This is a genomic window from Xanthomonas prunicola, assembly GCF_002846205.1.
In the GTDB taxonomy this organism is placed as follows: Bacteria; Pseudomonadota; Gammaproteobacteria; order Xanthomonadales; family Xanthomonadaceae; genus Xanthomonas; species Xanthomonas prunicola.
Map to the genome: position 1 here is coordinate 505384 of NZ_PHKV01000002.1, position 12581 is coordinate 517964.

The 12581-nt window shown below is 64.5% G+C and carries 13 protein-coding genes and 1 pseudogene; 4 read left to right on the plus strand and 10 right to left on the minus strand.

Annotation, left to right across the window (positions count from 1 at the left end; genetic code table 11):
• Nucleotides 1-248: 248 nt before the first annotated feature.
• Together XpruCFBP8353_RS08675 and XpruCFBP8353_RS08680 are read right to left on the minus strand one after the other, a co-directional pair.
• Nucleotides 249-1574, minus strand: coding sequence for an XVIPCD domain-containing protein (locus XpruCFBP8353_RS08675; protein ID WP_101362856.1), 1326 nt, complete (start codon nucleotides 1572-1574; stop codon nucleotides 249-251).
• Entirely contained in the window at nucleotides 1571-2170 is a 600-nt protein-coding gene (locus tag XpruCFBP8353_RS08680; protein ID WP_207759604.1) for a hypothetical protein, read from the minus strand. Before XpruCFBP8353_RS08680 ends, XpruCFBP8353_RS08675 begins: the two co-directional genes overlap by 4 nt.
• A gap of 223 nt (nucleotides 2171-2393) precedes the next feature.
• Here XpruCFBP8353_RS08680 and XpruCFBP8353_RS08685 point away from each other — a divergent pair, with 223 nt between their 5' ends.
• The 4 genes and pseudogenes from XpruCFBP8353_RS08685 to XpruCFBP8353_RS08700 form a co-directional block, all read left to right on the plus strand.
• The gene (locus XpruCFBP8353_RS08685) at nucleotides 2394-4403 is read left to right on the plus strand and encodes a SpoIIE family protein phosphatase (RefSeq protein WP_101362857.1); all 2010 of its coding nucleotides are present in this window, start codon (nucleotides 2394-2396) and stop codon (nucleotides 4401-4403) included.
• A complete protein-coding gene (locus tag XpruCFBP8353_RS08690; RefSeq protein ID WP_101362858.1) occupies nucleotides 4400-4831 on the plus strand; it encodes an ATP-binding protein in 432 nt (143 codons plus the stop codon). The genes XpruCFBP8353_RS08685 and XpruCFBP8353_RS08690 overlap by 4 nt, the downstream gene beginning before the upstream one ends.
• Nucleotides 4828-5247 (plus strand): STAS domain-containing protein, encoded by a 420-nt coding sequence (locus XpruCFBP8353_RS08695; RefSeq protein WP_101362859.1) that lies wholly within the window; start codon nucleotides 4828-4830, stop codon nucleotides 5245-5247. Before XpruCFBP8353_RS08690 ends, XpruCFBP8353_RS08695 begins: the two co-directional genes overlap by 4 nt.
• A gap of 94 nt (nucleotides 5248-5341) precedes the next feature.
• A pseudogene (locus XpruCFBP8353_RS08700) lies at nucleotides 5342-5686 on the plus strand (HAD hydrolase-like protein); the annotation flags it as partial.
• Between the two features lie 68 nt (nucleotides 5687-5754).
• Here the strand turns inward: XpruCFBP8353_RS08700 and XpruCFBP8353_RS08705 are convergent.
• From XpruCFBP8353_RS08705 to mdcC, 8 genes are all read right to left on the minus strand, one after another.
• Nucleotides 5755-6474 (minus strand): GntR family transcriptional regulator, encoded by a 720-nt coding sequence (locus XpruCFBP8353_RS08705; RefSeq protein WP_101362860.1) that lies wholly within the window; start codon nucleotides 6472-6474, stop codon nucleotides 5755-5757.
• Nucleotides 6475-6552: 78 nt separating this feature from the next.
• Nucleotides 6553-7908 carry an SLC13 family permease gene (locus XpruCFBP8353_RS08710; RefSeq protein ID WP_101362861.1) on the minus strand — a complete coding sequence of 452 codons (1356 nt, stop codon included), beginning with the start codon at nucleotides 7906-7908 and terminating at the stop codon, nucleotides 6553-6555.
• Between the two features lie 87 nt (nucleotides 7909-7995).
• On the minus strand, nucleotides 7996-8916 hold the full coding sequence (gene mdcH, locus XpruCFBP8353_RS08715; RefSeq protein WP_101362862.1) for a malonate decarboxylase subunit epsilon: 921 nt from the start codon (nucleotides 8914-8916) through the stop codon (nucleotides 7996-7998).
• Nucleotides 8917-9142: 226 nt separating this feature from the next.
• A complete protein-coding gene (mdcB, locus tag XpruCFBP8353_RS08720) occupies nucleotides 9143-10012 on the minus strand; it encodes a triphosphoribosyl-dephospho-CoA synthase MdcB (RefSeq protein WP_101362863.1) in 870 nt (289 codons plus the stop codon).
• A complete protein-coding gene (gene mdcG, locus XpruCFBP8353_RS08725; RefSeq protein WP_101362864.1) occupies nucleotides 10009-10650 on the minus strand; it encodes a malonate decarboxylase holo-[acyl-carrier-protein] synthase in 642 nt (213 codons plus the stop codon). The genes mdcB and mdcG overlap by 4 nt, the downstream gene beginning before the upstream one ends.
• Nucleotides 10651-10652: 2 nt before the next feature.
• Entirely contained in the window at nucleotides 10653-11357 is a 705-nt protein-coding gene (mdcE, locus tag XpruCFBP8353_RS08730) for a biotin-independent malonate decarboxylase subunit gamma (RefSeq protein ID WP_101362865.1), read from the minus strand.
• Nucleotides 11348-12250, minus strand: a complete 903-nt coding sequence (locus tag XpruCFBP8353_RS08735) for a biotin-independent malonate decarboxylase subunit beta (RefSeq protein WP_101362866.1) — start codon at nucleotides 12248-12250, stop codon at nucleotides 11348-11350. Before XpruCFBP8353_RS08735 ends, mdcE begins: the two co-directional genes overlap by 10 nt.
• A gap of 11 nt (nucleotides 12251-12261) precedes the next feature.
• Nucleotides 12262-12579: a malonate decarboxylase acyl carrier protein gene (mdcC, locus tag XpruCFBP8353_RS08740; RefSeq protein ID WP_101362867.1), complete on the minus strand. Its 318-nt coding sequence runs from the start codon at nucleotides 12577-12579 to the stop codon at nucleotides 12262-12264.
• Between the last annotated feature and the right edge of the window lie 2 nt (nucleotides 12580-12581).

Consider the following 12581-nt stretch of genomic DNA (forward strand, 5'->3'; position numbering starts at 1 on the left):
TGGACATAGGAAAACCTTACGTCCGTGCACGTCGTGCGGGCGGGTTGTTGTGCGGGTGCAGCAGCAACCCCGCTCTTCACTGCGCGAAAGAACGCAAAACGCCGGGCAAGCCCGGCGTTTGCTGCAACGTTCGAAGATGCTCATGCTCATGCTCATGCGCAGGCGCAGGCTCGGCGCCTTGCGGCCATGCGCGCGTGGGCGATATGTCACTGCACCCAGACGCAACCGTTACACGATCCTGGCACCACTCACCCCATGGCGCGTGCACCCTGCTGCTGTTGCTGGGTCTGCGACTGCTGCTGTTCCAGCGCGACCGACTGGCGTGCTGCGTTTTCGGCAACACGCTGGCTGCTCTGCTCCAACGGGGTGTTCATTGCAGCCATGGTCTCGACACTTACACGCAACTGTGCCGGGTCGTCGACGCGACCTTGCACAGCGAAGGTCCGTGCGGCATCTGGGCTCATCATCACCGCATCGATGCGCTGACCGCCAGCGGCATGCATTTCCGATGCGAGCGAACCGGATAACTGTGCGCTGTGCTGATCCGGCGTGCGCCCTGCACGTGCATCCTGCGCATGCACGCCGCGCTGGGCATCCTGGAACAACGCATTGCCCACATGCCCCGGTTGATCGATCCGCAACGACGTGTGGTTGTTGCCATGCTCGCGCGCGTCGCGCCTGGCCGGCTCGCCCGGCGCAAGCTGGCCGCGGATGGCATCGATGGCGTCTTGGCCCAGGCCCTTCGGCCCCCGACTCAACAAGGTGATCCCGGCGCGGATCCCGTCCAGATCGGATCGGTACTCGTTGATCATTCGCTTGTTTTGATCTGCGAGTTGACGCGCCTGCGGGTCATTGAGCGGGGATCGTTCATCCAAGAAGTTTTTGATGGTGTGCGAACCCAACGAATTGACCGCGGAGGCCACAGGTGAATCGGGAATCAGGAAATTCAATCTGCTGTTGCTGTAGCCCATGGCGCTGAGCGTTTCAATCTCGTCAGGTCTGGCATACACCCGAACCTCTCCGTAATGCGGAGATGCTGCACTCACCGGGTCAGCCGCCATGACATGGTTGACCACGCTGGTGCCACCTTCCGGAATGCGATACGCCAAGCTCGCTGCGCCGTAGGCGTTGAAGGTTTCCCCTTTCAGATCGAAGTGGTGCGCACTGATTTGCGCAAGCGCTCCGCCTAGCGAGTGACCAGTCACGGTGACCTCGGGAGCGTGCCCAGTGCGCTGTTCCTGCTTGGCCGCATAGCCAAGTGCACTTTTTGTCAGGGCTATCGCATCATCGGCCTGCGGGTTGATGCGCTGAAGCACCATGGAGCCATCTGCCTGTAACGCGTCACGCAGAATTTCCTCGGTGCCCCGATGAGCGACGACGATATCTCCACCGCTAACGCGTTGATAGATCGTTCCCTGATACCCCGTCTTTCGATTGTTGACGTGTTCCAGAATTTCGTAGCTCTCGCCGCCAACATCCACTCGCTCACGGTCACCGGGGCCACGCTTACCGACCTTGTGATCGACGTAGCCCTCGTTAGAAAGGATGGCGTATTGCTGCGAGGTAGGCTTCACGGCGAAACCTCTTTAGCGACGAGCGTTACCGAGAATAATTGATCGCGCAATTCCGGCTTGAAATCCGACGCCGAGGGCAAGCCATTATCGGCGTAGTCTGCGATATCTTCCTTGGGATAACCGCCCTTCCAGAAGTACAGAGTGACCGGCTTTCCTGCAATGACATCCTTGGTCTCGATGAATGGCAAAAATGCGGTTTCCTCTTTCTTTCCGCTGGCCTTCAGAGAAACACGTGCACCTGTCATACCCCAATGACAGACCCCACGCCCGTAATAATCTTCATCGAGCATGAGATCAAGATAGATGACTCCTTGATATTCCTGCCCAGAGACCTTTTTCAGCACAACAGGCTCGCTGCTCGTGATGCGCTGCCCAACGCCTATTTGAGGATGAATCTGGCCGCATTCGCTGTCGTTGCTGACGTCGTACTGCGCATACCCATTCACTGCCGCAAACGGACCCGGCGCCTTATCCAAGGTAAGCGTCAGCGCATAGGCCTTACGCGGGCTCGGATTCAACTTGGCAAGACCGCGGCCTCCGGCCTCGACGTCGGCTTCTGCGGTGGCCTCTGTGGCGGGGGAATGGGTCTGGGTCATGCTGGTCTCCGGGGAGTTACAGGCCGTAAACAAAAGGGCCAGCAGGCTTGGGGTCAGAATCTGGCGCAAGGCCGGCCTCCGTGGCAGGTGGGCGGCCAATCTAGTTCGCGCGCGCTCGGCCGGTCAATCGAGGCCACGTGAGGATGAGCCTGCTATAGAAAGTTGTGCATGGCAGCGAAACTGCCATCATCAGACGCAGTTGCTGCCAGGGAGAGAGCGCGCCATGCGCAACCGTTCGCGATCACTGCCGCAACAGACATCGGTCGCCGTGCGCATGCCCTGGCACCGCAGCTTGCGCATGCGCGTGCTGCTGGCGGCCACCGCCGTGCTGGTGGTGTTGCTGGCGGTGCTGGGAACGGTGTTCTACCTGGGCGCGCGCGCCGAGCTGGTGGAGGCGGCGCGCACCGAGGTGGATGGCTTGACCGAGCAGACCGCGCGCAGCCTGGCGGCGCTACTCGATTCGGTGCAGGTGAGCGGGCGCACGCTGGCGGCCAGCAGTAGCGCAGTGGGGTTGCAGCCGTTCAACCTGCGCGCGTTGCTGCTGGCCACGCTCAGTGGCGACCCGGATATCGGTGCAGCGCGGCTGATCATCGAACCACGAACGCAAAAAGCCCGCGATACGGGGTTCGTCTGGTACGTGCATCGCAACGGCACGCGCACCGTCGAAAAGTCGGCGGCGGAGTTGGGCTACGACTATCGCGCGATGCCGTGGTACCTGCGCACGCAGCGCGAAGGCCGCGCGTGGTGGTCCGAGCCGTACCTCAACACCAATGGCGGCAACGAGCTGTATACCAGTTACAACCTGCCGCTGCGGCGGCCGGGCGATGCGCCGGATGCGCCGCCGGTGGGCATGGTGAGCGTGGACCTGCCGCTGCAGCATCTGCGCGAGATCATCGACCAGCTGCCGCGCGATATCGGCATCCAGCCGATGCTGTTGTCGCCGGAAGGCATGCTGGTTTTCAGCCCCGACCCCGCGCTCAATCTGCATCATTCGTTGAATGCGTACGTGACCCGCTCGCGACCGGATCTGCGGCCGTTGCAACGCGCGGTCGTTGCTGGCCAGCCGATTTCGTTTACACATACCTCGCCCGACGGCGAGCGCTTTCTGACCCATAGCGCGGCGGTGGGGCGCAGCGGGTGGACCTTCGTGTTGTCGGCCTCGGAAGGCTATGTGCTGGCCGGTCTGAACTGGCTGGCGGCATGGGTGGCGCTGGCGGCACTGCTGGGTGCGGTGGTGTGGTGGTGGTTGATGCAGCGGATCACACGCACGTTGACGCGGCCGATCGAAGAACTGACCGATACCGCCGAGCATTTTCGTCGTGGCGAATTCGAATACCCGTTGCAGCACATCGAACGCGACGACGAAGTGGGCGTGATGGCACGCGCGTTCGATAGCGCACGCGATGCGATCCGCCACCACATCGCGCAGATCGGCGAAATGACCGCCGCACGCGAGCGCATGCACAGCGAGCTGCAGATTGCGCGCGAGATACAGCAGGCAATGCTGCCTTCCGGGCGCACCTTCGACCGCGCCAGTTCGCATCTGGAAACCTGCGCGTGGCTGGAACCGGCCAAGGCGGTGGGCGGAGATTTCTACCATTTCGTCGAAACCGAACCGGGCTTGCTGTGGTTCGTGGTGGGCGATGTCTCCGACAAGGGCGTGCCGGCGGCGCTGTTCATGGCGCGCGCGGTGAGCGTGCTGGAAATTGCCGCGCGCCGGTACACGCGCCCGGACGCCATCCTGATTGCCGCTTCCACCCGACTGGCCGAAAACAACGAAACCTGCATGTTCGCCACCGTGCTGTGCGGCCTGATCAACGTGGTGAGCGGGGACTACTGGTTGGCCAGCGCCGGGCACGAGCCGCCGGTACTGATCGATATCGATGGCAGGGCGTACCCGTTGCCGCTGGAAACCGGTGCACCGCTGGGGATCGAACCGCAGGTGTCCTACCCGGTGCTGCAGGGCCGCATGAGCGCCGGGCAGACCTTGCTCGGCTACACCGATGGGGTGACCGAGGCGATGGACGAGCACGGCGCCAGCTACGGATTGGAGCGGTTACAGGCGGCGCTGCACCCGCATCGCAGTGCAGCGTCGCAGTGCAAGGCGGTAATGGCCAACGTCGCCCGCTTCACCGGCACGGCCGATCCGTACGACGACATCACGCTGCTGGCGATTCGGCTGCGCCAGGAGCATGCTGGGCGAAATGTTGCCGGGGAGGCAACCACACCGTGATGCTTGAGCTTGCCATCGCCCCGTCGCTGGACTATCTGGCCTATGTCACCGACACGCTGGAAGACTCGCTGATGCGCGAGGGCCTGGGCGAAGAGCGCATCGGCCAAGTGCGGCTGATCGTGGAGGAGCTCGGCTGCAACGCCCTCACCCACGGTCAGCCCGCGGAACAACCGTTACGACTACAACTGAAACTGGATCCGCAAGCGCTGGTGCTGGAGCTGCACGATCCCGGCAAGGCTTTTGACCCGCGCGCGATTCCTCTGCCAGACCTGAATGCCGAGCTCGATCAGCGTCCGATCGGCGGGCTGGGGTTATTTTTGGTGCATCAGTTCGCCGATCACATCGACTACCGCCGCGATGGTGCATATAACGTGGTGCGCGTCACCCTGCTTCACCCGTATGCCCCTGTTCCCGAGGTTTTGTCATGACCACGCTTGCCATCCAGATCGACCCGCCGCAAGACACCCGTCAACGCGTCATCCTGACTGGGCGGCTGGACACCCACACCTACCAGGACCTGGACGCGGCGCTGTCGCCGTTGCTGGGAACCCTGATCACCACGCTGGTGCTGGATCTGAGCGCACTGGAATACATTTCCAGCGCCGGCATCCGCTGCATCTTCAAGGCACGCAAGGCGCTGGCCACGCGCCACGGGAAGGTGCTGGTGAGCAATCCGCAACCGCAGATCCGCAAGGTCTTCGATGTGGTGAAGGCGGTGCCATTAAGCGATGTGTTTGCCTCCACCGAAGAGCTGGACGCCTACTTGGCCGCGATGCAGCGCAAGGTCATCGAACAGAGCGCGCACAGCGATACGCCGATCGTGCCGCACTTCGAAGAAGCCTGAGCGCCCCATCGCCTGCGCGCACATGTGGGGACATGTGTGCGTGGGTGCAGGCGCAATCCTGGTTAGGCTATGACGCCCTGCCCTGCGTCTTGCGATGGCTGCACTGATCATTTTCGATTTCGACGGCACGCTGGCCGATTCGTTCGGTTTTTTTCTGAGTACACAGCAGCTGCTCGCGGCGCAGCATGGCTTTCGTGCAGCGCAAGCGCATGAGGTGGACGATGCCCGTCGATTGAGCACGCGCGCGTTGCTCAAGCAGTCCGGTTTGCCCACCTGGCGAGTGCCGCTGGTAGCGGCCAACTTCATCCGGCTGATGCGCGCCGCACCGCCGGCGGCCTTGTTCCCTGGCATTGCGCAGACCCTCAGTGCGCTGCACGCCGGTGGCACCCGGCTCGCGGTGGTGTCGTCCAACTCGGTGGAGAACGTGCAACGCGCATTATGAGAGAAGGGATCTAGGCGGCGCTCTGCGCCGTATGCCACATGCACTTGGACGCAGCGCGGCAACCACTACACACCGCCCATCCGCGGCAACGGCGCCGGCACGTTCAACATCCCCCCTGACGCTACGTATGCTGCCAAGGCCTGGCCCTGGCTCAGCAGGTGCCCGTGCATGGTGCGCTCGGCACCTTCGGCATCGCCGCGTCGCACGCAGTCCATCAGCGCGCGATGTTCTGCCAGCGATTGCGCCATGCGCCCGGGCGTCAACAACTGACGGCCACGATGCATCTTCAAGATGCGGTGCAGATCGTGCGTCACCCGGATCAACCACGGATTGCCGGCGTACTGCTGCACGGTTTCGTGGATCAGATAATTATTGCGGTAGTACTCGGCCACGTCGCCGGCCGTCGATGCGGCTTCCATCGCCGCATGCAGGTCTTCCAGCCGCTGCACGCAGGCCGCATCGATGCGCTTGACCGCGTCGTGCGCGCAACGGCCTTCCAGCATCGCCATTACCGGGAACAGCTGATTGAGGTCTTCCAGCGTCAGCCGCGTCACCCGACTGCCGCGGCCGGCATCCAGTTGCACCAGGCCTTCGGCAGCGAGCAGTTTGAGACTTTCGCGCAACGGCGTGCGGCTGATGCCGAGTTCCTCGGCCAGGGCTGGCTCGTCGATCCATTCGCCCGGCGGCAGCGCGTAGTCGTAGATCTTCTGACGCAGGCGCTCGGCCACTTCCTCGTACAGCGGCACGCGCTTTTTGGAGGCGCGCGAATCAGGAGCGAGGGTCATGGTGGGCAGGTCGTCGGCATGAGGGCGGGGCGCCCATTCTACGTGGGCGCCCCGCTACGCTGTTGCGTACGGAACGGATCACAGCCAGCCCGGCACCACGAACACCAGCCACGCCGCCAGCGGTCCCAACACCACCACCAGACCGCTGTAGACCAGGAAACGGCGGAACAGGCCTTCGCGTTCTTCCTTGGCGGCAGAGGCCACCACCAGCGCACCATTGGTGGAAAACGGGCTGACATCGACGATGGTGGACGACACTGCCAGCGCGCAAATCACCCCGGCCGCCCCCAGGTGGCCCTGCATCAGGAACGGCACCGCCAGTGGAATGGTGGCGCCCAGCACCGCCGCAGACGAGGCGAATGCGGACACGATGCCGCCCACATAACAGACCAGCAGCGCCCCCAGCAGCGGCATGCCGATGTGCGACACACCGGTGCCGATGTAATCCACCGCGCCGGATTTTTCCAGCACGGCGATATAGGTCACCACGCCGCTGATCAACAACACCGTGGACCAGCTGATGCCGTCTACCGCGCCTTTCTGCGCGTTTGGCGAGATCAGCGCCAATGCCACCGCGACGGTGATCGACACCAGGCCGACGTTGAGGTTGTAGATCAGCGCAGCAATGCCCAGGCCCAACAGGCCGATCAAGGTGATCACGCGGTCGCGGGTGATCGACACCGCCTCCAGCGCCAGCGGGTCGGTGGACAACGTGCCGCCACCCGGCGTCACCAGCGCACCATGGCCTTCGATGGCAAAGCGACGCTGCGATGCCTGATCGCCACTGACCGGCACGTACTGCGCGTCGGCCAGCGAAAGTTCCTGCCGGCGCATCAACCTCAGCCCACCGAAGGCGCAGAAGCAGATGATCGCCATCATCAGGTTGAAGCCCAGGCTGGTGAGGAACACCGCCATCTCGCTGACATCCAGCCCGGCTTTTTCGACCACCTTGTTGGTGATGCCGCCGTACACGCTGATCGGCGAGAAACCGCCGCCCTGCGCGCCGTGGATCACCAGCAAGCCCATCATCAATGGATTGATGCGGTACTGCTTGGCGAAGCGCAGCGCCACCGGCCCGATGATGGCCACTGCCGCCGGCCCCAGCGCACCGAAGGCGGTCAGCAGGCCGGTGATGACAAACATGACCCACGGAATGGCGACGATGCGCCCGCGCACCGCGCGCACCGCCCAGTGCACGAGTAGATCGATGGTGCCGTTTTTCTGCGCGATGGCGAACAGATAGGTAATGCCGACCAGGGTGAGGAACAGGTCGCCGGGGAAGCCGGCCAGCACCTCTTTACCCTCCAGCCCCACCCACACGCCGCCGATGATGAACGCCAGCGCGAAGGCCACCGCACCCATGTTGATGGGCAATGCGGTGGCAACGACGAACATGATCACCAAGCCAAGAATCGTTGCAATTTGCGGGGTCATGCGCCCTCCCAGACACCTGATACGCGTACAGCACGGATGGCCACCCGCCATCCCGGGGTTACACCGTGTGCAGCACCTGCCTGATCGTCATGCCGCACGCTCGCAGGCGGCGTTGACCCACTCGACCACCCCGTGGGTACTGTGAAATTCGTCGACCGATCGCGCTTCGCAGCCCGGCACGCTCTCGCGCGCCATGCGCGCCAATGCGCTGCCTGGCCCGAGTTCAAGAAACACGCGCGCACCGCGCTCGGCCGCCTGCACCAGCACGTCGTGCCAGCGCACGGTCTGCGCGATCTGCTTGGACAGCGTCTCGATCACCAAGGCTTGCGTACGGACCGCACGTGCGTCGATGCCCGCCATCACGCGCAGCGTGGGTCCGATGAGCTGTGCGGTTGCCAGTGCAATGGCGAAGCCATCTGCAGCGGAACGCAACCATGGCGTATGCGCGGGCACGCTGACAGGCAGCACCGTGACACGCGCACCGTGCGACATTGCATCATCGCCAAGCGCCTGCAATGCAGCGCGCGGGCCACCGAGCACGGCATGGTCATCGCCGTTGATGATGGCCAGCGCCGCACCATGCGTTTGGCATAAGGCTTCCACGACGCGCAATGGCAGCCCCACCACCGCCATCAGCCCGGCCTGTTGCGGGCTGGCGGCATCCATCAACCGTGCACGCGTCGCCGCCAACTGCAGGCAGGTCTCGATCGACATGCTGCCGGCAACCGCATGCGCTGCCAGCTCACCGACGCTGTAACCCAGCACCAGCAGCGGCGTGGGAAGCTGCGCGCGCAGCGCCTGCCAATGGGCAAGCGTGCCGGCGCACACCAATGGTTGTGCGATGGCATTGGCGTAACGCCCAGGATCTGCGGCCAGTGTTTGCGGCACGGCGCCAAGCACACGGTATGCGCTGGCGATGACGGCGGCTGCCGCAGGTGCATCGGCGACGCGCGCGAACATCTGGGCGTGTTGGCCGCCTTGGCCTGGGCAGAGCACGGCCAGACTCATGCGCTGGCCTGCCTGATTCGGTTGGAATGCTTTGAGCGCGCGTTGCGACGTTCCGTGGTGCGGCAAAGATGCCCGCGCACCTGGAGGCGGGCTCGCACCAATGAGCGATATGCAACATCTGCTGCGACGGGCCGAAGCACAGGGTGAGCCGCATCTGCACGCAAATCGGCGCCCCCATGCATGCGCGAATCCACCGTTTGATCGACGGATACGAGTCCAGCGCGGCTCATACCATCTCCTGCCGATGCAGGAACCATGCGCAGGCCAGCAGATCCGCACTGCCGCCGGGACTGAGGCGACGCGCGACGAACTGCCGGCCGATCGCATGCAAGCGCATACGCCATTGCGGTTGTGCGATGCCACCGTCGGCAAGGAAGGCGACTGCCTGCGCCTTGGCAAACGCCAGCCCGTCGGAACCACCGCGATGCAACAGATTGAGATCGTCTACCTCGGCGACGAGCTGCATGAGGGTCTGCGCCAACGCCGCTTCACGCGTGGCGCCACCGTCAAGCGCGCTGCGCAGCGTAGGCAGTGCGATCTCGCGCAGCAATGGATATCCCGCAGCAGCCTGTTCGCGTACGCCGCTGATGCGGTATCGCGCACGCACGCGCTGGCCATTGCTGTGCGGGTTCATCGGTGCAGCCTGCAACGCATCGCGCCACATGCGTACACCATCGCAGACCTGTTCGGGGGTGGGACGCCGGCCGTGCGCAACACGCATGCGTGCCGCCTGGGCCGTCAGCAAGCCCAGGCTGAAGATCGCACCGCGGTGGGTATTGATGGAGCCGGTGGCGCGCAGCATCGCGGCCTCGGCCTCGATACCCAGCTGACGCAGCCGCTCGAACGGCGCTTGGTCGATACTGGCTTGAGCGATGGCGACAAAATAGCCACGCAACGCGAACAGGCTACGCACAAAGGTGGATGCATCCATGTCGGTGTGGCTGCCGCTGTCGAACGGCGTCACCAACCCTGGCTTGGGCGCGCAGGCCAGTTCTGCATGCAGGGCGCCAACTGCAAGACGGCCGAGCCGGTATGCGACCTCGCGCGGCAGCGCAGGCGTAGCAGCAACGCCGCTCTGTTGCAGCTGCGCACTCATGCCGCACTCCGGACCGGAAACAGCGCAGCACGCGGCAACAGTCGACAGCCTTGGTCAGACTTGAGCAACACCTGTTGCGCGTTGCCGGCGTACTCGCGCCAGTTCACTGCGTTGTCGTCGGGCAACAGCAGCTCGCCATCGGCACGCAGCCCGTGGCGCTGCTCCCAGCGCTGCGCCAGCGTGACCACCGCGTGCGCTTGCGCTGGCGTTTCGATGGACCACAACAGATCCAGATCCGATTGCGCGTGCACGTACGCCAGGCCGGTCAGGGCTTGCCAGGCAAAGCTGCCGAACACGCGTGGGTGCAAGACTTGCGTTTGCGCCTCGGTGAGTAACGCCTGCAATGCCGGCTGCACCGCGACAGGCGCATGTGGCATCACCGCATCCAGTGTCAGCGGCGCGATGCAGCGTGCGATATCGGCCACGTGCGCCTGTAATGCCAGGCGCTGCTTACCCTGGCTGGGGGGCAGCGGCACACCAAGCCGCAGGGTGCCTGCTGCCTGGCTGCCATCGCCACGCGCCACCACCGCTGGCAGACCAGCAGCAAGCCACTGCTGCAGCCGCGACTGCGCGCCAGGCGTGACGGCCTGCCACTGCGCGTCCTCGCGCAACCACACCAGGGCATGGCGGCCGGCCATGCTCAGGCCTCGCCCGCTGCCACAGCTGTGGCGACATCGCGCGCCAGCGTGCGCCCGCCGCGTTGCGCGCCCAGTGCACGCCGCTGGTCGCCCTCGGCCGGCGCGGCGAGTGCATCCAGGAGCGCCTGCGCCAGATCGCCCTCCCACAGCGATTCCACCGCGCCCATGCGCACGTAATTCTCCACGCCCGGCGCGAACACCGGCGAGCTTTTGCTCAGCGCTTGCAAGGTGTCTACCGATTGTTTGGTCACGCGTGCCATCGCGCGCAGGTCCATGACGCGGATCTGCGCGTCAGGCAATGCGTGGATATGATCGGCCATCAAACCAAACGACAGAAATCCGCCGCTAACCGATTCGCCATAGACCAGGGTGACCAGCCGCGCGCCACGCTTGCGTGCCAGATCCAGCGCGCGTGCCAGATGCGCGAAATACCCGTTGATGCCGAGCAATTCATCGCGCCGTGCCAAGCGTTGCCCGGCGGTATCGGCCAACATCACAATCGGCCGCTGCGGGTGCGCACGCGTGCTCGTCAACACGGTGGCGGCCAATGCCAAGGCGTGATCGACCCCCACTTCGAGCTTGTTGGCGGTACCGATGACGGTGACCTCGCCGGCTGCGGTGGTCGCACTGCCGGTCAGCACATCGTCGTTGCGCGCGATGGCGTGGCCGAGCGGGAACAGCCGATCGAGCAAGTGACTCAGTTCCATGGAATGCTCCGGTCTGCAGTCGCGGCGAGAAAAGCCTCGGTGTCCAGCAGCGGCAAGCGCTCTGCGTCGACAATGCCTTGGCGCTTCCAGATCTCCAGCCCGTCGCGACAATCGCCATAGGCATCGATGCGTGCAGCCAATTGCTGCTGCGTATGTTCCAGCGCCTGCAATGCGGCCTCGCCGGTCGCTTCGTTGCGTGCATCGAGCGTGGCCAGCGCGGCATCGGCGAAAGCGCCGATGCGATCGGGCACCAGCGTTTGCGCCTCGCCAAGCAGGTAGCGATGCTTGCCGCCGGTGACGCGCCACACCAGGGCACGATCGCGCGCGTCGAACTCTTCCACGCCACGCACGGTTTCGATCACGTCCGGGCCGGACAACGACAAACGGCCTTCTTCGGACATGATCACCGCGCTGCAGCAGCGCGCCACGATGCCCATGCCACCGAAGGCGCCGTTGCCGCTACCGATCAGGGCCAGCACCGGCACGCCGGCAGCGCGCGCGTTCAAGGTGGCACGCATGATCTCGGAGATCGCGATCAGGCCAGCGTTGGCTTCATGCAGACGCACACCACCGGTGTCGAGCAGCAACAGCACTGCGGACGGTTGCGTGGTGGCGGCACGTTCCAGCAGGCCGGTGAGTTTGGCGCCATGCACTTCGCCCACGCCGCCGCCCATGAAGGCGCCTTGCTGTGCAGCGATCAACGCGCTGCGGCCTTGTAGCGTGCCTTCGCCTACCACGATGCCGTCATCGAAGGCACCTGGTGTCTCCAGTTGTGCCAGATGCGGACTGATCAGGCGGCGACGCGGGCCGACGAATTCGCGAAAACTGCCGGGATCCAGCAAGCCATCGATGCGGTCGCGTGCATCGGCTTCATAGTAGCTGCGCTCGGCCATGGGACCAGTGCTCATGCGCCGGCTCCCTGCAGCACATCCAGCGCTTGTTCCAGGCGCAAACTCACTACCGCCGGCGTGGCGCCGACATCGTTGATGCTGATGCGCACATCGCGCAGCGGGTGACGCGCGGCGAAGTCGTCCAGCACGGCCTGCCAGATTGCGCCGAAGCCGCGTGCGGCGGTAAGGATGTCAATTTCCATTGCGCCCTCGAGCGGCACGCGCTCGACCAGCACTTCCAGGTTGCCGGAGGCGACCACGCCAACCAGCGCGTGTTCCAGCCCGGCGCGTGCACCGCGCTGGCCATCAAAGCGATATCGCAGGGTTTCCATGC

Bases quoted from the DNA above. Each gene is read 5' to 3' on its own strand.
- XpruCFBP8353_RS08735 (WP_101362866.1), bottom strand. From the start codon at position 12,250: ATGGCCGAGCGCAGCTACTATGAAGCCGATGCACGCGACCGCATCGAT.
- XpruCFBP8353_RS08710 (WP_101362861.1), bottom strand. From the start codon at position 7,908: ATGACCCCGCAAATTGCAACGATTCTTGGCTTGGTGATCATGTTCGTC.
- mdcB (WP_101362863.1), bottom strand. From the start codon at position 10,012: ATGAGTGCGCAGCTGCAACAGAGCGGCGTTGCTGCTACGCCTGCGCTG.
- XpruCFBP8353_RS08705 (WP_101362860.1), bottom strand. From the start codon at position 6,474: ATGACCCTCGCTCCTGATTCGCGCGCCTCCAAAAAGCGCGTGCCGCTG.
- mdcE (WP_101362865.1), bottom strand. From the start codon at position 11,357: ATGGAACTGAGTCACTTGCTCGATCGGCTGTTCCCGCTCGGCCACGCC.
- XpruCFBP8353_RS08695 (WP_101362859.1), top strand. From the start codon at position 4,828: ATGACCACGCTTGCCATCCAGATCGACCCGCCGCAAGACACCCGTCAA.
- mdcH (WP_101362862.1), bottom strand. From the start codon at position 8,916: ATGAGTCTGGCCGTGCTCTGCCCAGGCCAAGGCGGCCAACACGCCCAG.
- mdcG (WP_101362864.1), bottom strand. From the start codon at position 10,650: ATGGCCGGCCGCCATGCCCTGGTGTGGTTGCGCGAGGACGCGCAGTGG.
- mdcC (WP_101362867.1), bottom strand. From the start codon at position 12,579: ATGGAAACCCTGCGATATCGCTTTGATGGCCAGCGCGGTGCACGCGCC.
- XpruCFBP8353_RS08685 (WP_101362857.1), top strand. From the start codon at position 2,394: ATGCGCAACCGTTCGCGATCACTGCCGCAACAGACATCGGTCGCCGTG.
- XpruCFBP8353_RS08680 (WP_207759604.1), bottom strand. From the start codon at position 2,170: ATGACCCAGACCCATTCCCCCGCCACAGAGGCCACCGCAGAAGCCGAC.